The sequence below is a fragment of the Mycobacterium seoulense genome (genome assembly GCF_010731595.1).
Lineage (GTDB): Bacteria > Actinomycetota > Actinomycetes > Mycobacteriales > Mycobacteriaceae > Mycobacterium > Mycobacterium seoulense.
The window spans coordinates 471297-493146 of record NZ_AP022582.1; the positions used below are offsets into that span (position 1 = coordinate 471297).

At 69.2% G+C, this 21850-nt stretch carries 23 protein-coding genes and 1 pseudogene; 19 read left to right on the plus strand and 5 right to left on the minus strand.

Going from position 1 to position 21850, the window contains the following annotated elements:
* Window positions 1-37: 37 nt before the first annotated feature.
* Window positions 38-484, minus strand: a pseudogene (locus G6N37_RS02310) (M23 family metallopeptidase); the annotation flags it as partial.
* 289 nt (window positions 485-773) lie between these two features.
* On the opposite strand from G6N37_RS02310, the gene rpsB reads away from it, so the two are divergent.
* Genes rpsB through G6N37_RS02325 form a run of 3 tightly spaced genes read left to right on the plus strand, consistent with a single transcriptional unit; the run spans window position 774 to window position 3867 of the window.
* Window positions 774-1619, plus strand: a complete 846-nt coding sequence (gene rpsB / locus G6N37_RS02315) for a 30S ribosomal protein S2 (protein WP_163675365.1) — start codon at window positions 774-776, stop codon at window positions 1617-1619.
* A gap of 1 nt (window position 1620) precedes the next feature.
* The gene (tsf, locus tag G6N37_RS02320; protein WP_163675367.1) at window positions 1621-2436 is read left to right on the plus strand and encodes a translation elongation factor Ts; all 816 of its coding nucleotides are present in this window, start codon (window positions 1621-1623) and stop codon (window positions 2434-2436) included.
* 33 nt (window positions 2437-2469) lie between these two features.
* Window positions 2470-3867 carry an amidase gene (locus G6N37_RS02325; protein ID WP_163675370.1) on the plus strand — a complete coding sequence of 466 codons (1398 nt, stop codon included), beginning with the start codon at window positions 2470-2472 and terminating at the stop codon, window positions 3865-3867.
* Between the two features lie 5 nt (window positions 3868-3872).
* Here the strand turns inward: G6N37_RS02325 and G6N37_RS02330 are convergent, their stop codons facing one another.
* On the minus strand, window positions 3873-4292 hold the full coding sequence (locus G6N37_RS02330) for a MarR family winged helix-turn-helix transcriptional regulator (RefSeq protein ID WP_163684498.1): 420 nt from the start codon (window positions 4290-4292) through the stop codon (window positions 3873-3875).
* A 113-nt stretch (window positions 4293-4405) separates the two neighbouring features.
* Here G6N37_RS02330 and G6N37_RS02335 point away from each other — a divergent pair, with 113 nt between their 5' ends.
* The 3 genes from G6N37_RS02335 (at window position 4406) to G6N37_RS02345 (ending at window position 6708) form a co-directional block, all read left to right on the plus strand.
* Window positions 4406-4819, plus strand: coding sequence for a ChaB family protein (locus G6N37_RS02335; RefSeq protein ID WP_163675372.1), 414 nt, complete (start codon window positions 4406-4408; stop codon window positions 4817-4819).
* A gap of 286 nt (window positions 4820-5105) precedes the next feature.
* Window positions 5106-5669: an MPT63 family protein gene (locus G6N37_RS02340; protein ID WP_163675374.1), complete on the plus strand. Its 564-nt coding sequence runs from the start codon at window positions 5106-5108 to the stop codon at window positions 5667-5669.
* A 103-nt stretch (window positions 5670-5772) separates the two neighbouring features.
* Window positions 5773-6708: a lysophospholipid acyltransferase family protein gene (locus tag G6N37_RS02345; RefSeq protein ID WP_163675378.1), complete on the plus strand. Its 936-nt coding sequence runs from the start codon at window positions 5773-5775 to the stop codon at window positions 6706-6708.
* Window positions 6709-6770: 62 nt separating this feature from the next.
* On the opposite strand, the gene G6N37_RS02350 is transcribed toward G6N37_RS02345, so the two are convergent.
* Entirely contained in the window at window positions 6771-7514 is a 744-nt protein-coding gene (locus G6N37_RS02350; protein WP_163675381.1) for a winged helix family transcriptional regulator, read from the minus strand.
* A gap of 230 nt (window positions 7515-7744) precedes the next feature.
* Window positions 7745-7981, minus strand: a complete 237-nt coding sequence (gene mbp1 / locus G6N37_RS02355; protein ID WP_046186783.1) for a microaggregate-binding protein 1 — start codon at window positions 7979-7981, stop codon at window positions 7745-7747.
* 341 nt (window positions 7982-8322) lie between these two features.
* Here mbp1 and pyrH point away from each other — a divergent pair, with 341 nt between their 5' ends.
* The 6 genes from pyrH (at window position 8323) to G6N37_RS02385 (ending at window position 13390) form a co-directional block, all read left to right on the plus strand.
* Entirely contained in the window at window positions 8323-9129 is an 807-nt protein-coding gene (gene pyrH / locus G6N37_RS02360) for a UMP kinase (RefSeq protein ID WP_163675384.1), read from the plus strand.
* A gap of 67 nt (window positions 9130-9196) precedes the next feature.
* Window positions 9197-9754: a ribosome recycling factor gene (frr, locus tag G6N37_RS02365; RefSeq protein ID WP_163675387.1), complete on the plus strand. Its 558-nt coding sequence runs from the start codon at window positions 9197-9199 to the stop codon at window positions 9752-9754.
* A 92-nt stretch (window positions 9755-9846) separates the two neighbouring features.
* Complete coding sequence (locus tag G6N37_RS02370) at window positions 9847-10710, plus strand: phosphatidate cytidylyltransferase (RefSeq protein WP_163684499.1); 864 nt, start codon at window positions 9847-9849, stop codon at window positions 10708-10710.
* Window positions 10711-10732: 22 nt separating this feature from the next.
* Window positions 10733-11827, plus strand: a complete 1095-nt coding sequence (rlmN, locus tag G6N37_RS02375) for a 23S rRNA (adenine(2503)-C(2))-methyltransferase RlmN (protein ID WP_163675390.1) — start codon at window positions 10733-10735, stop codon at window positions 11825-11827.
* Between the two features lie 179 nt (window positions 11828-12006).
* Window positions 12007-12516, plus strand: a complete 510-nt coding sequence (locus tag G6N37_RS02380; RefSeq protein WP_163675393.1) for a protein disulfide oxidoreductase — start codon at window positions 12007-12009, stop codon at window positions 12514-12516.
* Between the two features lie 4 nt (window positions 12517-12520).
* A complete protein-coding gene (locus G6N37_RS02385; RefSeq protein WP_163675396.1) occupies window positions 12521-13390 on the plus strand; it encodes a cytochrome c biogenesis CcdA family protein in 870 nt (289 codons plus the stop codon).
* Between the two features lie 18 nt (window positions 13391-13408).
* Here G6N37_RS02385 and G6N37_RS02390 read toward each other — a convergent pair whose 3' ends face one another.
* Window positions 13409-13663, minus strand: coding sequence for a DUF2631 domain-containing protein (locus tag G6N37_RS02390; protein WP_179961875.1), 255 nt, complete (start codon window positions 13661-13663; stop codon window positions 13409-13411).
* Between the two features lie 96 nt (window positions 13664-13759).
* Here G6N37_RS02390 and dxr point away from each other — a divergent pair, with 96 nt between their 5' ends.
* The 7 genes from dxr to map all read left to right on the plus strand — a co-directional run bounded on the left by dxr (window position 13760) and on the right by map (window position 21841).
* The gene (gene dxr, locus G6N37_RS02395) at window positions 13760-14956 is read left to right on the plus strand and encodes a 1-deoxy-D-xylulose-5-phosphate reductoisomerase (RefSeq protein WP_163675401.1); all 1197 of its coding nucleotides are present in this window, start codon (window positions 13760-13762) and stop codon (window positions 14954-14956) included.
* Window positions 14957-14975: 19 nt separating this feature from the next.
* The gene (locus G6N37_RS02400) at window positions 14976-16190 is read left to right on the plus strand and encodes a M50 family metallopeptidase (RefSeq protein ID WP_163675404.1); all 1215 of its coding nucleotides are present in this window, start codon (window positions 14976-14978) and stop codon (window positions 16188-16190) included.
* A 22-nt stretch (window positions 16191-16212) separates the two neighbouring features.
* Entirely contained in the window at window positions 16213-17379 is a 1167-nt protein-coding gene (gene ispG, locus G6N37_RS02405) for a flavodoxin-dependent (E)-4-hydroxy-3-methylbut-2-enyl-diphosphate synthase (RefSeq protein ID WP_163675406.1), read from the plus strand.
* 56 nt (window positions 17380-17435) lie between these two features.
* Window positions 17436-18290 (plus strand): GNAT family N-acetyltransferase, encoded by an 855-nt coding sequence (locus G6N37_RS02410; protein WP_163675409.1) that lies wholly within the window; start codon window positions 17436-17438, stop codon window positions 18288-18290.
* 94 nt (window positions 18291-18384) lie between these two features.
* Window positions 18385-20211: a penicillin-binding transpeptidase domain-containing protein gene (locus tag G6N37_RS02415; RefSeq protein WP_163675412.1), complete on the plus strand. Its 1827-nt coding sequence runs from the start codon at window positions 18385-18387 to the stop codon at window positions 20209-20211.
* Between the two features lie 137 nt (window positions 20212-20348).
* Entirely contained in the window at window positions 20349-20933 is a 585-nt protein-coding gene (locus tag G6N37_RS02420; RefSeq protein ID WP_163675415.1) for a DUF1707 SHOCT-like domain-containing protein, read from the plus strand.
* A 50-nt stretch (window positions 20934-20983) separates the two neighbouring features.
* On the plus strand, window positions 20984-21841 hold the full coding sequence (map, locus tag G6N37_RS02425) for a type I methionyl aminopeptidase (RefSeq protein WP_163675417.1): 858 nt from the start codon (window positions 20984-20986) through the stop codon (window positions 21839-21841).
* Window positions 21842-21850: the final 9 nt, after the last annotated feature.

Sequence of the window (21850 nt, forward strand, 5' to 3'; positions counted from 1 at the left end):
ACTGGCCACTGGCCCTGTGGCTGGCGCGCCCTCAGGGGTTCAGCGGCTTGAGCCGGATCGGGGTCGACTTCACCAGGCCCAGCGGGTCGACGTAGTGGGCGCCGGACGCCGGACCCCACATCGCGCCCCAGTGCAGGCAGGCCGCGGCCCGGCAGCCGGCATGCCCGGGCTCCAACGAGCCGATCACCGTCCCCGCCGTCACCGGCTGACCGACCCGCACCGCGGCCCGGACCGGCTCGTAGCTGGTGCGCAACCCGCCGGGGTGGGCCAGCGACACCACCGGCCGCCCGGCCAGCTGCCCGGCGAACACCACGGTGGCGGCGCCGGCGGCGTACACCCGCTGACCGGGGGCGCCCGGCAGGTCCACGCCCCGATGCCCGGGGTTCCAGTCCGGTGCCGGGGCGTCGAATCCGCGGGCGACGGCCGGCGGCGGCCGCAGCGGCCAATCCAGGCGAACGTCGTCCGCGACCGCGGGCACCGCGCTGACCAGGCCCAGCATCAGCATCAGCGCCATCCACCGCACCGGATCAGTTCAGCGCCGCGCCGACGCCGGCGCCAACCAGGCGGACCGGTCCTGTGGAAAAACCACCTGCTGACTCGGTGTAAACTGCTGGTCGCAGCTCGTTAGCGGGCTGACTTCGCGCGCCTGCAACCAACCGATTGCCGTGCGGTCCCGGCTCGGGGATTCCGAGACGGGTGCGGCATTCCGCAGGCGCCAGGGCCCGGCCTCACCCGATGCCGAGCGACAACCGACAACAAAAGGACTGACGGCAATGGCTGTCGTAACCATGAAGCAGCTGCTGGACAGCGGCACCCACTTCGGGCATCAGACCCGTCGCTGGAATCCCAAGATGAAGCGGTTCATCTTCACCGACCGCAACGGCATCTACATCATCGACCTGCAGCAGACGCTGACCTTCATCGATAAGGCATACGAGTTCGTCAAGGAGACCGTCGCCCACGGCGGTTCGGTGCTGTTCGTCGGCACCAAGAAGCAGGCGCAGGAATCGGTCGCCGCGGAGGCGACCCGCGTCGGCATGCCGTATGTGAACCAGCGTTGGCTGGGCGGCATGCTGACCAACTTCTCCACCGTGCACAAGCGGTTGCAGCGCCTCAAGGAGCTCGAGGCGATGGAGCAGACCGGCGGCTTCGAGGGCCGCACCAAGAAAGAAATCCTGATGCTGACCCGGGAGAAGAACAAGCTCGAGCGCAGCCTGGGCGGTATCCGCGACATGGCCAAGGTGCCGTCGGCGATCTGGGTCGTCGACACCAACAAGGAGCACATCGCCGTCGGCGAGGCCCGCAAGCTCGGCATCCCGGTCATCGCGATCCTGGACACCAACTGCGACCCCGACGAGGTCGACTACCCGATCCCCGGCAACGACGACGCGATCCGCTCGGCCGCGCTGCTGACCAAGGTGATCGCCTCAGCGGTCGCCGAGGGCCTGCAGGCGCGCGCCGGAGTCGGCCGCGGCGACGGCAAGCCCGAGGTGGAGGCCGCCGAGCCGCTGCCCGAATGGGAGCAGGAACTGCTGGCCTCCGCCGCCGCGACCGCTCCATCTTCTGGCCCCACCGACGCCGCTGCGGGCGCTACCGAATCAACCCCCACGGAAGGCTGATATGGCCAACTTCACCGCCGCCGACGTCAAGAAGCTTCGGGAGCTCACCGGCGCCGGCATGCTCGACTGCAAGAACGCGCTGACCGAAAGCGACGGCGACTTCGACAAGGCCGTCGAGGCGCTCCGCATCAAGGGCGCCAAGGACGTCGGCAAGCGCGCCGAGCGCGCCACGGCCGAGGGCCTGGTCGCGGCCAAGGGCGGCGCGCTGATCGAGCTGAACTCCGAGACCGACTTCGTCGCCAAGAACGCCGAGTTCCAGGCCCTGGCCGACCAGATCGTCGACGCCGCGCTGAGCGCCAAGGCCACCGACGTCGACGCCCTCAAAGCGGCCAGAGCCGGCGACAAGACGGTCGAGCAGGCCATCGCCGACCTGTCGGCCAAGATCGGCGAGAAGCTCGAGCTGCGCCGCGTGGCGTTCTTCGACGGCACGGTCGAGGCGTACCTGCACAAGCGTGCGGCGGACCTGCCACCGGCCGTCGGTGTGCTGGTGGAGTACAGCGGCTCCGACTCGGACGCGGCGCATTCCGTCGCCCTGCAGATCGCCGCGCTCAAGGCGCGCTACCTGTCCCGCGACGACGTCCCCGAAGACGTCGTGGCCAGCGAGCGCCGCATCGCCGAGGAAACGGCCAAGGCCGAGGGCAAGCCGGAGCAGGCACTGCCCAAGATCGTCGAAGGCCGGCTGAACGGATTCTTCAAGGACTCGGTGCTGCTCGAGCAGCCGTCGGTGTCCGACAGCAAGAAGACGGTCAAGGCCCTGCTCGACAAGGCCGGCGTGTCGGTGACCCGCTTCGTGCGCTTCGAAGTGGGCCAGGCCTAAGCCCCCCCGCGGGGGACGGGTTAGCGTCGGTACATGCGACACGTGCATGCGTTCGGCGACGACGCCCTCGGTGACCTGGACGCGGTCGGCCTCGCCCACGCGATCCAAGCCGGCTGGGTAAGCAGGGCGGAGGTCATCGAGGCCGCCATCGCGCGCACGGAGGCCGTCGACCCGGTCCTCAACGGCCTGGCGTATGCGGCCTTCCAACAGGCGCGGACCGCCGCGCCGGCGAACGGCTTCTTCGACGGCGTGCCGACGTTCCTCAAGGACAATGTCGATATCGCCGGCCAGCCCACCATGCACGGCACCGATGCGTGGACGCCATGGAATGCCACCTCCGACGGCGAATTCACCCGGCTGTTCCTGGCCACCGGGCTCGCCCCCGTGGGCAAGACGCAGTTGTCGGAATTCGGTTTCAGCGCGTCAGCCGAACACCCCCGGCTCGGGCCGGTCCGCAACCCGTGGAACACCGACTTCAGCGCCGGCGCATCCTCATCGGGCTCGGGTGCCTTCGTCGCCGCCGGTGTGGTGCCGATCGCCCATGCCAACGACGGCGGCGGCTCCATCCGCATCCCTGCCGCCTGTAACGGGCTCGTCGGGCTGAAGCCCTCGCGCGGGCGGCTTCCGCTGGACGCCCACCTGCGCCGGATGCCGGTGGGCATCGTCGCCAACGGTGTGGTGACCCGTTCGGTGCGTGACACCGCGGCGTTCTACCGGGAGGCCGAACGCATTTGGCGCAACCCGAAACTGGCGCCGGTCGGGGACGTGGCCGGGCCGGGCCGACAGCGGCTGCGGGTCGCCGTGCTGACCCGGTCGGTGCAACGCGACTGCAGCCCCCAGGTGCGCGAGCTCGTGCTGAAGTCGGCCGGCCTTCTCGAGGAACTCGGGCACCGCGTCGAATACCTCGACGAGCCCCCGGTGCCGGCCAGCTTCGTCGACGATTTCGTCCTGTACTGGGGATTTCTGGCGCTGGCCCAGGTGCGCAGCGGGCGGCACATGTTCGGCAAGACGTTCGACCGCGCCCGGTTGGACAGCCTGACGCTCGGTCTCGAGCGGAATACGGCCCGCAACATTCACCGGCTGCCTCTGGCGATCGTGCGCCTGCGCCGTATCCGCAGGCGTACCGCGCAATTCTTCGGCACCTACGACGTCGTGCTGACCCCGACGCTCGCCGACGAGACGCCCCGCATCGGCTATCTGGCACCCACCGACTACCACCAGGTCATCGAGCGACTGATCGACTGGGTCTCGTTCACCCCGCTGCAGAACGTCACCGGCGAGCCGGCGATCTCACTCCCGTTGGCGCAGTCCGATGAAGGCATGCCGGTGGGCATGATGTTCTCGGCCGACCTCGGTCAGGAGGCGCTTCTGCTCGAGCTGGCCTACGAGCTCGAAGAGGCCCGGCCGTGGGCCCGGATCCAAGCCTCGTAGGCGGGTCAATCGGATCCGAGCCTGTCGAGCATCCGCTTGAACTCGCGCTGCTGAGTTTCGGTCAGCTTCGCCAGGATGCGCGCGTCGGCGGTCCGCACCGCGCCCTCCGCGCGCTTCAGCAGGGCTCGGCCCTGGCCCGTCAGCGTGGCGGGTAGCGCGCGACCGCTGGACACCGACGCCGGACGCGCCACGGCGCCAATGTCTTCCAGCTTGCGCAACACCGTGTTCATGGCCTGCGGTGTGACGCCCGCCTGCCGGGACAGCTCGGCGCTCGACGTTCCGGGAAACATGGAAAGCATACGCAGGCAGACGAATTCGGGCAGTGTCAGGCCGAGCGGGCCCAACACGGCGGACACCTCCGGTCGCAGCAGGCTCGCCACCCGGTAGAGCAGGTAACCCAGAGGTGCGTCTTCGGCCTGAACCATGTCAACCATATTGACATATTTCGGCGGTTTGGATGGGACTTCGATGTGATTGCGGCCCGGCCGACGGGGTAACCGACCAGCGGTGAGACTTCACGGCGTATCAGGAGGTTTCCATGCCGAAGACGACGAAAGGCGGCAAGCCGAAGAAGGGCGAATTGCCGAGCACTCTGCGGCGTTCCAACGCCAAGGCGCAACGCACATTCGCGAAAACGCATGACGCGGCCGCCGACGAATACGGCAGCGAGGAGCGCGCCCACCGGGTGGCGTATTCCGCCCTCAAGCACAGTTTCGAAAAGGTCGGCGACCACTGGGAGCCCAAGGAACAGAAGGGCCCGTCCGACGAACGCGCCGAGAGCGGCGGCCCCCGCGCCTCCGGCCCGACCGCCGAGGGCGTGGACGCCAACGCCAGCAAGAAACACTTGCTCGACCTGGCCCGCCGCCTCGACGTCCGGGGCCGCTCGACGATGAGCAAGCCGGAGTTGGTCGACGCGATCGTGAAGCACAATCGGCGGGTGCGCGGCCGCTGAGGGGCGCGGGCCGTCGCCCGCCAATGTGATCCAAAACATCGGCCCCGCGGCGGTTAGAGCCCCAGCCGCCGGGCATCCCGAGATACGACGTGAATAGCGATACAGCTGTTAAGAATTGATGCGAAAGATGCTGTCCAGCAAAAAAATCCGTTTGGGCAGCTAAGCGGGACTTATTTCGCCATGTAGGCGCGCGAACATGTTTAAGGCGTATGACAAACGGCTATGGGCGGTTTATGTGCGTATTGCCCTTCTGGGGGGCGATTGTTCGACACGAAAGGAATGAACAATGAAGGTCACCAAGACGGCCGTGAAGACAGCCGCCGCTGCCGGGGGGATAGCGGTCGCGAGCCTTTTCGCCGCGACGCCGGCTTCGGCCGCGCCGCCGCCCAACATTCAGGGCTTCGGCACCAGCGAGCAGCTCGTCGACGGGCCGCTGATCACCAACTACACGGTGAGTAACCTGCAGCCGAGCAACGTCACGATTCCCGGCTACACGCCCAAGGGAACGCTCTACCAGGCGGACATCACCGCCCGGTCGGACGGCGGGGTCGTGACTCCGATGGTCAACGACTTCATCGCCCGCGGGCCTAACGGCCAGAACTACCGGGTGATCGACAAGGTTGGGGTTCCCAACGGTCTCAACCCGGCGCCGATCCCGCAGGGCAGCGAGTCGACCGGAACGCTGTACTTCGACGTGACCGGCGCGCCGCCCAACGGCGTCGTCTACAACGAGGGAATGCAGGACATTCTGATCTGGACGTCGAACGTGCAGGGTAGCTCGGCGCCCGGCGCGCCGAACGCCAGCCCGGCGCCGGGCGCACCGCCCAGCGCGGCCCCGGCCCACACGTAGTCCGGCTTGCGGAAACACCTCCCCGCGTCGCGCGCGACGCGGGGAGTTCCGCATTTGTGGCCGGGGTTGCATCGTGGGGGCCTGAATCGGGTACCCGCAACCCATGAGTAACCCGGATCACAGGCCAGCCGAAGTACGTCAGCAAGCGCAGCTCCACGCCGAGCGAGCGCGCGCCACGATGGCGGAACGGCGCAGCGATCAGGGCGGCGGATTGAGCGGATGGGTCGCCGAGCGCGCCGGCAAGTGGGACCTCAGCGGGCAGGACGAAACCACGCTGCAGCGGCAGAAATATCTGTGGAATGTGCTGGTGGACTACTGGTTTCGCATGGAAATCGATGGCTGGGAGAACGTGCCGGAACCACCGGCGTTGCTGGTGGGGATCCACTCGGGGGCCCCGTTCGTCTGGGACGCCTGGACCGTGGGCCTGCAATGGTGGCGGCGCTTCGGCCAGGAACGCCCGCTGCACGGCACCGCCCACGACGCGTTGATGGCGATCCCGTTGATCGGTCGGTACTTCCGGTCGATGGGTGTGCTTCCGGCCGCCCCGGACGCGATCGCCACCGCCCTGGCCGAGGGCCGTGACGTTGCGCTGTGGCCCGGCGGGGAAGTGGACTCGCTGCGCCCGTGGGCCGAGCGCGACCAAGCCAACCTGGCGGGCCGAAAGGGGTTCGTGAAGATGGCGATTCGGGCGGGAGTTCCCGTCGTGCCGATCGCGACGGTCGGTGGTGCGGACGCGATGCCCGTGCTGATCCGCGGGGACAAGCTGTCGAAAGCCCTGCAGCTGGACCGGCTGTTGCGCCTCAAGGTGTTCCCGTTGGCGATCTCACTGCCGTGGGGCATCGCGCCGGCGGCGCTGCCGCAGCTGCCACTCCCGGCCAAGATCAGGACCAGGTTCATGCCCGCGGTCGAGCTCGAGCACGATCCCGCACGCGCGGAGGACGACGCCTACGTGGACCGCAAGTACCGCGAGATCCAGGACGCCATCCAGGAAGGAATGGACGCGCTCGCGCGCAAGCGCGCTTTCCCGCTGTTCGGCTGAGTCTCCCGAAGCCACTGTACGGCAACGACATTCGGGGACATTCGGGATCGATGACAGCCGCGCTAACGCGCGACCGAGTCCGGCGCGGCTGTTGTCGTCGTCCACATCGATGTCAGCGTCGAGTCGCTGACGATCCATTCCGGATGCGGTGGGGTCGCCGCCATGTAGCCCACGCCCCGGACCGTGTTGATCATCGACTGGTGGCGAGGTCCCAGCTTGGCGCGCAACCGTCGGATATGGACGTCGACCGAACGGACCCGGCCGTTGCTGTCGTAGCCCCAAGCCTCGTGCATCAGGCGGGTCCGCGCAAAGGGCCGGCCGGCATGCTGCACAAGGAAACTCAGCAGTTTGAACTCGGTCAGCGTCAGCCCCAGGTCCTTGCCCTCCAGCGACCCGGAGAAGCTGGTCGGGTGCAGGAGCAGCGCGCCGAATCGCAAACTGCCGTTGATCGCGCTGCGTCGCTGCGCGATCGCGCGCCGCAGCCGCTCCTGCAGCTCGTCGCCGTTGGTGCCGGGCGGCATGACGTCGTCGACATTCCAGTCGTCGACGGTTGGCCCGTCGTCGGGCCGCGCGACCAGGGCCACCACCGCGGTGGCGGGGGTCGCGGTGGTCAGGCGCCGGCAGGCCTCCTGGGCCGCCGCCAGGTCGCCACGGGCATCGACGATCGCGACGTCGCCGCAATGGTCGGGCCCGTGGGCCGAACCGGTCAGGGGAGCGCGCCCCTTGATGCGCGCGAACGACGTCAGGGCCGGCAGAGCCCGGTCGAAGTCCTCCGCGTCGGTGAGCAGTAGAACGTCCAACGACATCTCCCGAAAACTCTCGGTGGATCCATTTGCCCTCCCCCCGGCTCGAAGGCACCTCATGGGAGATGTCTGCCAGCGCAGCGATGATTACCCGCTCGCCGCGAAATTAAGCACACTGCTTTGGCGCGATCCGCGCCGCGATCCGGCCCGGCTAACCGGGCGCGACCGACTTGACCTGGAAAAGTCGATGGGCCCGGTCCGTTTTCACGGACCGGACCCATCCTCCCAGCAAGCTACTGATTGGCCTTCTGGCGCTCCTCAGCGGCCTTGGCGCCGCCGCGCGCCGCCTCGGCCTCGGCTTCCTTCTTGGCCGCGTCGCGCTGTGCTTCCGCCTTGTCCTGCTGGGCCTGGCCCTCGCGGGTGAGGTCGTCACGACCGGCCACCGCGCCGACGGCCTCCTTGGCCTTGCCCTTGACGTCCTCGACGACGCCCTTGACTGCTTCAGCAGGTCCCGAGTTGTTGTCCGCCATGGAATTAGTTCCTCTCGTTGGCGTACGTTGAGCGATCCGTGCTCACTGCCGATCGCCGAGGCGACCGGCGCGGCGAGGCTGGCCCGTGTTTTCTCAAGGCCGTGAATTCCCCCGCGATGGTGCGGATTCCCCGTGTCGGCCATGGCTCAAACATCCGGACGCTGGCGCAGCAGGCGCCGCCGTCAGGCCTTAGTGGCCCCCGGCCGCGAAAGGCCGCCCTCGGCGCGAACTCTGCGCATAACGCACCCCGGCGATGCCGCGTTGTGCTGCGATGGGGCAGGATGTGAAATGCCGTTCCGGATGGGGTCAGCCCGGGATGGCACTCTCATGCGAGGAGCCTGATGACGGAGTCCAGGGAGCCCCAAGCCGCCGGCGCGGCGGCTCCACAGCCGGAGCCGACGACACCGGAGAATGGATCAGCTGCCGGGCAGCCGCGAACGCGGCCCAAGTACTCCAGGGTGTTGCTCAAGCTCGGCGGCGAGATGTTCGGCGGCGGCCAGGTCGGCCTGGACCCCGATGTCGTGGCGCGGGTGGCACGCCAGATAGCCGAGGTGGTCCGCGACGGCGTCCAGGTCGCCGTCGTGATCGGTGGCGGCAACTTCTTCCGCGGCGCGCAGCTGCAGCAGCGCGGCATGGAACGCACCCGTTCGGACTACATGGGCATGCTCGGCACGGTCATGAACAGCCTGGCGCTGCAGGACTTCCTGGAAAAGGAGGGCATCGTCACCCGCGTGCAGACCGCGATCACCATGGGTCAGGTCGCCGAGCCGTACCTGCCGCTGCGCGCCGTCCGCCACCTGGAGAAGGGGCGGGTGGTGATTTTCGGGGCCGGCATGGGACTGCCCTACTTCTCCACCGACACCACGGCCGCGCAGCGGGCGCTGGAGATCGGTGCCGAGGTCGTCTTGATGGCCAAGGCGGTCGACGGGGTGTTCTCCGCGGACCCCCGCCATGACCCGCAAGCCGAGCTCATCGCCGCGATCAGCCATCGTGAGGTCATCGACAGGGGCCTGCGAGTGGCCGACGCCACCGCGTTCAGCCTCTGCATGGACAATGGCATGCCGATCCTGGTGTTCAACCTGCTGACCAATGGCAATATCGCCCGCGCGGTCGCCGGTGAGAAAATCGGGACACTGGTCACCACCTGAGGGGAAGAGCGAACGATGATTCGCGCTGGCGACGATGCAGAGCGTAGCGATGAGAAGGAGCGGCGCAATGATTGACGAGGCTCTCTTCGACGCGGAAGAGAAAATGGAGAAGGCCGTGGCGGTGGCCCGTGACGACCTGTCAAGCATCCGGACCGGGCGCGCCAACCCGGGCATGTTCTCCCGGGTCGTCATCGACTACTACGGCGCCACCACCCCCATCACTCAGCTGGCCAGCATCAACGTGCCCGAGGCGCGGCTCGTGGTGATCAAGCCCTACGAGTCCAGTCAGCTCGGCGCGATCGAAACGGCGATCCGCAACTCCGATCTGGGCGTCAACCCGACCAACGACGGCACCCTCATCCGGGTGGCGGTGCCGCAGCTGACCGAGGAGCGGCGCCGGGAGCTGGTCAAACAGGCCAAGGGCAAGGGGGAAGACGCCAAGGTGTCGGTGCGCAACATCCGGCGCAAGGCGATGGAAGAGTTGCACCGGATTCGCAAGGACGGCGAGGCCGGCGAGGACGAGGTCGGTCGGGCGGAAAAAGACCTGGACAAGACCACGCACCAGTACATCACCCAGATCGAAGACCTGGTCAAGCACAAAGAAGGCGAGCTGCTGGAGGTCTAGCGACCGCCCAGCAGTTGAGTTCACCCAGGTCCGTGGCAACCACCGGCGCAGCCAGCCCGCCCGACGAGCCGCGGCGTGAGGGCAAGAACACCATGCAGCAGCCGGCCAAGAAGACGTCCCGCGCGGGACGCGATCTGCGCGCCGCCATCGCGGTGGGCGCGGGCATCGGCGGCGTGCTGATCGTGACGCTCATTTTCGCGCCGCGCTTCTGGGTTCCCATCGTCGCGCTCGCCATCTTCGTCGCCACCCTCGAGGTGGCGCGGCGGCTGGGCGAGGCCGGGTACGTCATCCCGCTCATCCCGCTGCTGATCGGCGGCCAGGTCACCCTCTGGCTGACGTGGCCCTATCATGCCGCCGGCGCCCTGGCCGGGTTCGGTGCCACCGTGGTGGTCTGCAACGTGTGGCGGCTGTTCATGCAGGACAACAGCAAGCGGCCCGAGCCGTTCGCCGGTTCGCCGTCGGCGAATTATCTGCGTGACGCCTCGGCCACCGTGTTCCTGGCCGCGTGGGTGCCGCTGTTCGCCTCCTTCGGCGCCATGCTGGTCTACCCGAAGGACGGCGCGGGCCGGGTCTTCTGCCTGATGGTCACCGTCGTCGCCTCCGACGTGGGCGGCTACGCCGTGGGCGTGCTGCTGGGCAAGCACCCGATGGTTCCCGCAATCAGCCCGAAGAAGTCCTGGGAGGGTCTCGCCGGTTCGCTCTTCTTCGGCATCACCGCGGCGATTCTGACGGCGACGTTCCTGGCCGGCAAGCCGCCCTGGATCGGAGCGCTGCTGGGCGTCGTCCTGGTGCTGACCTGCACGCTCGGCGATCTCGTCGAGTCCCAGATCAAGCGCGACCTCGGCATCAAAGACATGGGCCGCTTGCTGCCCGGCCACGGCGGTCTGATGGACCGGCTCGACGGCGTGCTCCCGTCGGCGGTCGCCGCGTGGACGGTGCTGACGCTCGTACCCTGACAGGGCCGATACTGGACTGGTCATGGTCCAACAACTGGTTTTCACCGAACCCCGCCCCAGCAGGCCGCCGCGGCACCTGGCCGACCTGGACGCGGAAGGCCGCGCGTCGGCGGTCGCCGAGCTGGGCCTGCCGGCGTTCCGCGCCAAGCAGCTGGCGCATCAGTACTACGGCCGCCTGATCGCCGACCCCCGCGAGATGACCGACCTGCCGGCGGCGGTGCGGGACCGGGTCGCCGAGGCGATGTTCCCGCGCCTGCTGACCTCGGCCGCCGAGGTCACCTGCGATGCCGGGCAGACCCGAAAGACGTTGTGGCGCGGCACCGATGGGACGACCTTCGAGTCGGTGCTGATGCGCTATCCGCAGCGCAACACCGTGTGCATCTCGTCGCAGGCCGGCTGCGGCATGGCCTGCCCGTTCTGTGCGACCGGGCAGGGGGGACTGACCCGCAACCTGTCGACCGCGGAGATCCTGGAGCAGGTCCGTTCCGCCGCCGTCGCCCTGCGCGACGACTTCGGCGATCGGCTCTCCAACATCGTCTTCATGGGCATGGGGGAGCCGCTGGCCAACTACGCCAGGGTGCTGGCCGCGGTCCGTCGCATCACCGAAGCGCCGCCGCACGGCTTCGGCATCTCGGCCCGCTCGGTCACGGTCTCGACGGTCGGCCTGGCCCCGGCCATCCGCAAACTGGCCGACGAGCGGCTCGGCGTGACGCTGGCGCTGTCGTTGCACGCGCCCGACGACGAACTGCGTGACACGCTCGTGCCGGTCAACAACCGGTGGAAGATCACCGAGGCGCTGGACGCCGCCCGCTACTACGCCGACGTCACCGGCCGCCGGGTGTCGGTGGAGTACGCGTTGATCCGCGACGTCAACGACCAGCCGTGGCGGGCCGACCTGCTGGGTAGACGCCTGCATCGGGCGCTGGGCCCGCTGGTGCACGTCAACCTGATCCCGCTCAACCCGACGCCGGGCAGCGAGTGGGACGCCAGCCCCAAGCCGGTGGAGCGGGAGTTCGTCCGGCGGGTGCGGGCACAGGGGGTGTCGTGCACGGTCCGGGACACGCGCGGGCGCGAGATCAGCGCCGCCTGCGGACAGCTGGCCGCCGAGGGCGGGTAGCTGGAGCGCAGGCGCATCAACGACCGCCTGCGGACAGCTGGCCGCCGAGGGCGGGTAGCTGGAGCGCAGGCGCATCAACGACCGCCTGCGGACAGCTGGCCGCCGAGGGCGGGTAGGGATGAACCGGGCGAGCTCCTGCCCCGTCGAGTAAGGCAGGACTCCAGCAAACGAGGTGCGCCATGAGGATTCACCGTTCAACCCTGAGCAATGCGTTTGCCGCGGTGCTGATCGCGGTCATGTGGACTGTCGGCGTGGGCAACGCGTCGCGCGCCGTGGCCGCCGACGACCGTCTGCAATTCACGGCGACGACCCTCAGTGGTGCGCCGTTCAACGGGGCCAGCCTGCAGGGCAAGCCCGCGGTGCTGTGGTTCTGGACGCCGTGGTGCCCGTTCTGCAACGCCGAGGCCCCAGGCGTCAGCCAGGTGGCGGCCGCCAATCCCGGCGTGACTTTCGTCGGCGTCGCGGCCCATTCGGACGTGGCTGCGATGCAGAATTTCGTCGCCAAGTACAACCTGAATTTCACCAATCTCAACGACACCGACGGGGCGCTCTGGGCCCGGTACAACGTCCCCTGGCAGCCCGCTTACGTGTTCTACCGGGCGGACGGCAGCTCGACCTTCGTGAACAACCCGACCTCGGCGATGTCGCAGCAGGAGCTGTCCGACCGGGTAGCCGCACTGAGGTCCTGACCTCGTGGATCAGGGCCTCGTCGGCCTGGCCTTCGCCGCCGGGTTGGTGGCGGCCCTGAACCCCTGTGGCTTCGCCATGCTGCCCGTCTACCTGCTGCTGGTGGTGCGAGGTCAGCGCCCCGGCGAGCGAGCGGGAGTGTCGCCGGGCTTGACCGCCGCCGGGCGGGCGCTGGCAGCCACCGCCGGGATGGCGCTCGGCTTCCTCACGGTGTTCGGCTTGTTCGGCGCGCTGACGGTATCGGCGGCCGCGACCGTACAGCGGTACCTGCCGTACGCCACGGTGATCGTCGGCGTCGTGCTCGTGGCGCTCGGCGGGTGGCTGATGTCGGGCCGCCGGCTGTCGGCGCTCACCCCTCGGCCGCTGGGCCCGCGGCGGGCACCCACCGTGCGGCTCGGCTCCATGTACGGGTATGGCGTCAGCTACGCGATCGCCTCCCTGTCGTGCACGATCGGGCCGTTTCTGGCGGTCACCGCGGCCGGCCTCCGGGGCGGATCGATCGTGAAGGCGGTGTCGATCTACCTCGCCTACATCGGGGGCCTGACCCTGATCGTCGGCGTACTCGCCGTTGCCGCCGCTACCGCGAGCTCGGCGATGGTGGACCGGCTGCGGCGCATCCTGCCGTTCGTTGACCGGATCAGTGGCGCGCTGCTGTTGCTGGTCGGTCTCTACGTGGCCTACTACGGTTGCTACGAGCTGCGCCTATTGGGCCCGAACGCCCAACCGCAGGATGCGGTGATCACCGCGGCCGGACGCGTGCAGGGGACGCTGGCCGGCTGGGTGCATCAGCACGGGATGTGGCCTTGGCTGGCGGCCCTGTTCGCCTTGGCCGTCGTCGCGCTCGGCGGCGCCTGGTACCGGCGGGCGCAACGCTAGGGCATCGGGGTGTGGCGGCTACCTGATCCAGCCGCGGCGGCGGCCCCACAGGTCGCGGACCAGGGCGACGAGCGCCAGGGTGGCGAACCCGATCAGGAACCAGTTCTCGATATGGCCGACGTGGTTGCCGCGCAGCATCGCCAGCAGGAACACGATGATGACCAGACCGGTGATGTGCCACGTGCGGTGGTTGATCCTGCTCCAACCCCACGCCGCCGACGGCACCTCGACGGTGTCGACGCCGGTGAACTGTTCCACCTCGGTACTGGCCACGGTGAATCCCTTTCGTCGCTTCTGCAGCGATTCTGGCATACCCGCGGCGTGGTCCCGCAGCCGTCGCGGACTCTTCGAGCGGGGCACAATGAGTGAGTGACAACCGCGACACCCGACGGCCGCCTGCGCGTGCTGGTGCTGGGCAGCACCGGGTCGATCGGCACCCAGGCGCTGGAGGTGATCGCGGCCCATCCGGACCGCTTCGAGGTGGTCGGCCTGGCCGCGGGGGGCGCGAACCTGGACACCCTGCTGCGCCAGCGCGCCGAGACGGGGGTCACCAACGTCGCCGTCGCCGACGAACGCGCGGCGCAGATCGCCGAGGCCCCGTACCGCGGCCCCGACGCGGTCACCCGCCTGGTCGAAGACACCCAGGCCGACGTCGTCCTCAACGCGCTGGTGGGCGCGCTGGGCCTGCGGCCGACGCTGGCGGCGCTGGAATCGGGGGCCAGGCTGGCGCTGGCCAACAAGGAGTCGCTGATCGCCGGTGGCCCGCTGGTGTTGCGGGCGGCGCGGCCGGGTCAGATCGTGCCCGTCGACTCCGAGCACTCCGCGCTGGCCCAATGCCTGCGCGGCGGCACCCCCGAGGAGGTCGCCAAGCTGGTGCTCACCGCCTCCGGCGGGCCGTTCCGCGGCTGGACCGCCGCCCAGCTCGAGGGGGTCACCCCCGAACAGGCGGGGGCCCACCCGACCTGGTCGATGGGCCCGATGAACACGCTGAACTCGGCCTCGCTGGTCAACAAGGGGCTCGAACTCATCGAAACGCACCTGCTGTTCGGCATCCCGTACGACCGCATCGAGGTCGTCGTGCACCCGCAGTCGATTGTTCACTCGATGGTCACGTTCGTCGACGGGTCGACCATCGCCCAGGCCAGCCCGCCGGACATGAGGCTGCCCATCTCGCTGGCCCTGGGCTGGCCCCGCCGGGTCCCCGGGGTGGCCGCGTCGTGCGACTTCAGCACCGCCTCTAGCTGGGAATTCGAACCGCTGGACAGCGAGGTATTCCCCGCCGTGGACCTGGCGCGGCATGCCGGCCAGACCGGCGGCTGCATGACCGCCGTGTACAACGCGGCCAACGAGGAGGCGGCGGCGGCGTTCCTCGAGGGCCGGGTGGGATTCCCCGTCATCGTCGAAACCATCGCCGAGGTGCTGCACGCCGCCGACCAGTGGGCGGTTTCACCCGCTAACGTGGATGAGGTACTAGACGCGCAGCGCTGGGCGCGGGAGCGGGCGCGACGCGCTGTCGCACACGCACGGCCCACCGAGGCGTCCGTCAACGCCTCCGGAATGGTGTGAGAAAGGTCCTGCAGCGGAGATGATGTTCGTTATCGGCATTGTGCTGTTCGCCGTTGCCATCCTGATCTCGGTGGCCCTGCACGAGTGTGGCCACATGTGGGTCGCCCGTGCCACCGGCATGAAGGTCCGCCGCTATTTCGTCGGGTTCGGGCCCACCCTGTGGTCGACGCGGCGTGGCGAGACCGAGTACGGCCTCAAGGCCGTGCCCCTGGGCGGCTTCTGCGACATCGCCGGGATGACCTCGGTCGAGGAGCTGGCCCCCGACGAGACCGACCGGGCGATGTTCAAGCAAGCCGTCTGGAAGCGCGTCGCGGTGCTGTTCGCCGGCCCCGGCATGAACTTCGTGATTTGCCTGGTCCTGATCTACGGCATCGCGCTGGTCTGGGGGCTGCCGAACCTGCACCCCGACACCCGGGCCGTCGTCGGCGAAACCGCTTGCGTCGCACCGGAAGTGAGTCCCGGTAAGGTCGCCGACTGCGCCGGACCGGGTCCGGCGGCCCTGGCCGGGATCCGTCCCGGCGACGTCGTGGTCAAGGTCGGTGACACCAAGGTCTCCAGCTTCGACGACATGGCGGCCGCGGTCCGCAAACTGCACGGCAGCGTCCCCGTCGTGGTCGAGCGCAACGGCACACCGATCACCACCTACGTGGACGTGACGCCCACCCAGCGCTACGTCACCAAGGCAGAGGGCGCCAAGCCCGAACCCGCCACGGTAGGCGCCATGGGCGTCGGCGCGCAGAAGCTTCAGCCCACGCACTACAACGCGCTCACCGCGGTTCCCGCCACCGTCGCCTTCGCGGCCGACCTGACCAAGGAGGTGGGCAAGGCGCTGGTCACGATCCCCACCAAGGTGGGTGCCCTGGTGCACGCCATCGGCGGTGGGCAGCGCGACCCGCAGACACCGATGAGCGTCGTGGGAGCCAGCATCATCGGCGGCGAGACCGTCGATCACGGGCTGTGGATGGCGTTCTGGTTCTTCCTGGCCCAGCTGAACCTGATCCTGGGCGCGATCAACCTGGTGCCGCTGCTGCCCTTCGACGGCGGGCACATCGCCGTTGCGCTGTTCGAGAAGGTCCGCAACATGATCCGGTCGGCCCGCGGCATGGTCGCGGCCGCGCCGGTGAACTACCTCAAGCTGATGCCCGCCACGTACGTGGTGCTGGTGTTCGTGGTCGGGTACATGCTGCTGACCGTCACCGCGGATCTGGTGAATCCCATCACCCTCTTCCAGTAATCGACCAAAGGAAACCAAGACTGTGACCATTGGCCTGGGCATGCCGGACGCGCCGGCGCCCACGCTCGCCCCCCGGCGCAAGACGCGCCAACTCATGGTCCGCGACGTCGGGGTGGGCAGCGACTATCCGATTTCCGTGCAGTCGATGTGCACCACCAAGACCCACGACGTCAACACCACACTGCAGCAGATCGCGGAACTGACCGCCGCCGGATGCGACATCGTGCGGGTGGCCTGCCCGCGGCAGGAGGACGCCGACGCGCTGGCCGAGATCGCCCGGCACAGCCAGATCCCGGTGATCGCCGACATCCACTTCCAGCCGAAGTACATCTTCGCCGCCATCGACGCGGGGTGCGCCGCGGTGCGGGTGAACCCCGGCAACATCAAGGAGTTCGACGGCCGGGTGGGCGAGGTGGCCAAGGCCGCCGCCGCGGCCGGCATCCCGATCCGCATCGGCGTCAACGCGGGCTCGCTGGACAAGCGCTTCCTGGAGAAGTACGGCAAGGCCACCGCCGAGGCGCTGGTCGAGTCCGCGCTGTGGGAGGCCTCGCTGTTCGAGGACCACGGCTTCGGCAACATCAAGATCAGCGTCAAGCACAACGATCCCGTGGTGATGGTCGCCGCCTACGAGCAGCTGGCCGCCCAATGCGACTATCCGCTGCACCTGGGCGTCACCGAGGCCGGTCCGGCGTTCCAGGGCACCATCAAGTCCGCGGTGGCCTTCGGCGCGCTGCTGTCGCGGGGGATCGGCGACACCATCCGGGTGTCGCTGTCCGCGCCGCCGGTCGAAGAGGTCAAGGTCGGCAACCAGATTCTGGAGTCGCTGAACCTGCGGCCGCGCGGACTGGAGATCGTGTCCTGCCCGTCCTGCGGTCGCGCGCAGGTCGACGTCTACACCCTGGCCAACGAGGTCACCGCCGGGCTGGAGGGCCTCGACGTGCCGCTGCGGGTGGCGGTGATGGGGTGCGTGGTGAACGGCCCGGGCGAGGCGCGCGAGGCCGACCTGGGCGTCGCGTCGGGAAACGGCAAGGGGCAGATCTTCGTTCGCGGTGAAGTGATCAAGACCGTGCCGGAAGCCCAGATCGTCGAGACGTTGATCGAGGAGGCCATGCGGCTCGCCTCCGAGATGGGTGTCGATCACGGTCCTGACACAACATCAAGCGGTTCGCCGATCGTGACCGTAAGCTGATGGGGGCCGGTTTCCGGCTGCCGGTCCGTTAGTTCGCAGCACAGAGAGTTCGCCAGATGTCGGCTCCGCCCCTCTTCCGCCTTGTCGGCGAGCGACGGGTGTCTGTGGTGCGCGACGCCGCCGCAGTGTGGCGGGTGTTCGAGGAGGACCCGGTCGGGTCGTGCATGGTCGCGGCCCGGGTCGCGGACCACGGCATCGACCCGAACTCCATCGGCGGCGAGCTGTGGACGTTGCGCGGTGCGGAGGAGTCGCTGTGCTTCGCCGGCGCCAACCTGATCCCGCTGCGCGGCGCGCCGGCCGACATGGACGCCTTCGCGGACGAGGCGATGAGCGGGACGCGCCGGTGCTCGTCGCTGGTCGGCAGGGCCGACCTGGTGATGCGGATGTGGGAGCGGCTGGAGTCCGCGTGGGGCCCGGCCCGCGACGTGCGCGACCACCAGCCGCTGCTGGCGCTGTCGCGCCACCCCGACTGCGACATCGACGCCGGGGTGCGCCAGGTCCGGCCGGACGAGCTGGACGCCTATCTGGTGGCGGCCGTGGACATGTTCATCGGCGAGGTGGGCGTCGACCCCCGCATCGGCGACGGCGGCCGCGGGTACCGGCGGCGCGTCGCAAGCCTGATCGCGGCCGGCCGTGCCTGGGCCCGCTTCGAGCATGGCCAGGTCGTCTTCAAGGCCGAGGTGGGCTCGCAGTCGCCGGGTGTCGGCCAGATCCAGGGGGTTTGGGTGCACCCGGAGTGGCGGGGCCTGGGCATCGGCACCGCCGGCACCGCGACCGTGGCCGCCGTGATCGTCGGCAGCGGGCGCACCGCCAGCCTCTACGTGAACAGCTTCAACACCGTGGCCCGCGCCGCGTATGCCCGCGTCGGCTTCGCCGAGGTGGGCACTTTCGCGACGGTCTTGCTCGACTAGCCGTCTCCCGCGGTCGCGCGCCACGCGCCCGTAACGCTTCGGTCTCGGTGTGTCTGCGCCGATGCCGCCGCCACCGTTCATAACATCTGTAACGATGGCAACAAAAAGCACACTGGTATCAGCAGCATCGGGGATGTCCGGTGTGCTGCTCGTCGCGGCCGTGGCCCTGTCCGGCTGCACCCCGCGGCCCGAGGGCCCCGGCCCGGCGGCGGAGAGATTCTTCGGCGCGCTGGCGGTCGGCGACACCGCCACGGCCGCCCAACTCAGCGACAACCCCAACGAGGCCCGCGAAGCGCTCAACGCGGCGTGGGCGGGGCTGCAGGCGAGCCACCTCGACACGCAGATCCTCAACGCCAAATACGCCGAGGACACCGGCACGGTCGGCTATCGCTTCACCTGGCACCTGCCCAAGAACCGGACCTGGACCTACGACGGCCAGCTGAAAATGGCGCGCGACGAGGGGCGCTGGGAGGTCCGCTGGACCACCACCGACCTGCACCCCAAACTGGGCGAGCATCAGACGTTCGCACTGCGGGCCGACGCGCCGCGGCGCGCCTCGGTGAACGAGCTCGGCGGCAGCGACGTGCTGGTTCCCGGCTACCTGTACCACTACACGCTGGATGCCACCCAGGCCGGATCCGGGGCCGCACTGATCGGGACGGCACACGCGATCGTCGACGTCCTGCACCCCTTCAACGGGGCGCTGAACGACCCGCAGTTGCTCGCCGAGCAGGCCAGCTCGGCGACGAAGCAGCTGGATCTGGTGACGCTGCACCCCGACGACAACGACAAGGTCTTCCCGGCGATCGGCCGGCTGCCCGGCGTCGTGGTCACCCCGCAGCCCGAGATGCTGCCGACCGACCCGCATTTCGCGCCGGCCGTCATATCCGAGGTGAAGAAGGCCGTGGCCGACCAACTCGACGGCGAGGCCGGCTGGCGGGTGGTCAGCGTCAACCAGAACGGTGTCGAGGTCGAAGTCCTGCACGAGGTGCCGGGGTCGCCGGCGCCGTCGGTCTCGATCACGCTCGACCGGGTGGTGCAGAACGCCGCCCAGCGCGCGGTGGACACCCGCGGCGGCAAAGCCATGATGGTCGTGATCAAGCCGTCGACCGGGGAGATCCTGGCGATCGCCCAGAACGGCGGCGCCGACGCGGACGGCCTGGTGGCCACCACCGGGCTGTTCCCGCCGGGGTCGACGTTCAAGATGGTGACCGCGGGCGCCGCCGTCGACCGCGACATGGCCACCCCGAACACCATGCTGGGCTGCCCGGGCCATCTCGACATCGGGCACCGCACCATCCCCAACTACGGCGGCTTCGACCTGGGCGTGGTGCCGATGTCGCGGGCGTTCGCCAGTTCCTGCAACACCACGTTCGCCGAGCTCAGCAGCAGGCTGCCGCCCCGGGGCCTGACGCAGGCGGCCACCCGGTACGGGATCGGCCTGGACTATCAGGTGGACGGCATCACCACGGTGACCGGGTCGGTGCCGCCGACGGTGGACCTCGCCGAGCGCACCGAGGACGGCTTCGGCCAGGGCAAGGTGCTGGCGAGCCCGTTCGGCATGGCCCTGGTGGCGGCGACCGTCGCCGCCGGTAAGACGCCGACACCGCAGCTCATCGCCGGCCGGCCCACGGCGGTTCAGGGCGACACCACCCCGATCAGCCCGAAGATGGTGGACGCCCTGCGGCCCATGATGCGGCTGGTGGTGACCAACGGGACCGCCAAGGAGATCGCCGGCTGCGGCGCCGTCTACGGGAAGACGGGCGAGGCCGAGTTCCCGGGCGGATCGCATTCCTGGTTCGCCGGGTACCGCGGCGACCTGGCGTTCGCCTCGCTGATCGTCGGGGGCGGCAGCTCGGAGTACGCGGTCCGGATGACCAAGGTGATGTTCGAATCCCTGCCGCCGGACTTCCTGGCCTGACGCCCGGGCGCCCGGGCGAGCGTGCACGGAATGCCGCCCGCAACGGCGTGTCGGCGTGCCGACACGCACGCTCGCGAGGCTCCCGGCAGCGGTAAGTTGCGAGGGTGGGCCGAGGGTTTTCAGCGTCAGGAAGGGCCATGACTGAGACCGGTGGAGAGATGGTGGCGTTGCGGGTCTCGGACGCCGACCGCAACGGCACGATGCGGCGACTGCACAACGCCGTCGCGCTCGGGCTGATCGATATCGACGAGTTCGAGCAGCGTTCGTCGCAGGTGTCCTACGCCCGGACCCGCGGCGAGCTGGACGGGCTGGTCGGCGACCTGCCCGGTCCGGGCGCCATCGTCACGTCCGCGGCCGACCGGGTCGAGCTGCGCGGCTGGGCCGGCTCCCTGAAACGCCATGGGGAGTGGACGGTGCCCACCCGCCTGGCGTTGGTGCGCCGGCTCGGCTCGATCGAACTCGACCTGACCAGGGCGCGCTTCGCGGGCCCGGTGGTGGTCATCGAACTCGACATGCGGTTCGGCTCGGTGGAGATCCGGTTGCCCGAGGGCGCCAGCGCGTCGATCGACGACGTGGAGGTCTACGTCGGCAGCGCCAGCGACCGCCGCAAGGACGCGCCGGGCGAAGGGCGGCCACACGTCGTGCTGACGGGGCGGGTGGTGTGCGGCTCGGTGACCATCCGGGGGCCACGGCGCTCGTTGATCCGCGGCCGCTTCGGCTGATCGGGGCTCGGGGGCGAGCCCGCGCCGCGCGGCGTCGCTAAGCTGGCCCCATGCCCGCTCGCACCGCGCTTTCTCCTGGAGAGTTGTCCCCGACACTGCCGGTGCCCAGCCGCATCCCCCGCCCGGAATACGCCTGGAAGCCCACCGTCCGCGAAGGCAGCGAGCCGTGGGTGCAGACGCCGGAAGTGATCGAGAAGATGCGGGTCGCCGGCCGCATCGCGGCCGGCGCGCTGCAGGAGGCGGGCAAAGCGGTCGCGCCCGGGGTGACGACCGACGAACTGGACCGGATCGCCCACGAGTACATGATCGACCACGGCGCCTACCCGTCCACCCTGGGCTACAAGGGCTTCCCGAAGTCGTGCTGCACGTCGCTCAACGAGGTCATCTGCCACGGGATCCCCGATTCGACGGTGGTCGAGGACGGCGACATCGTCAACATCGACGTCACGGCCTACATCGACGGCGTGCACGGCGACACCAACGCGACGTTCCTGGCCGGCGACGTCGCGGAGGAGCACCGGCTGTTGGTGGAGCGGACCCGCGAGGCGACGATGCGCGCGATCAACGCCGTCAAGCCGGGGCGGGCGCTGTCGGTCGTGGGCCGCGTCATCGAGGCCTACGCGAATCGGTTCGGGTACAACGTGGTTCGTGACTTCACCGGCCACGGCATCGGCACGACGTTTCACAACGGCCTGGTCGTGCTGCACTACGACCAGCCCTCGGTGACGACGATCATGCAGCCGGGGATGACGTTCACCATCGAACCGATGATCAACCTCGGCGGCCTGGACTACGAGATCTGGGACGACGGCTGGACGGTGGTCACCAAGGACCGCAAGTGGACCGCGCAGTTCGAGCACACCCTGCTGGTGACCGACACCGGCGTCGAAATCCTCACCTCGATCTAAGCAGCCGTG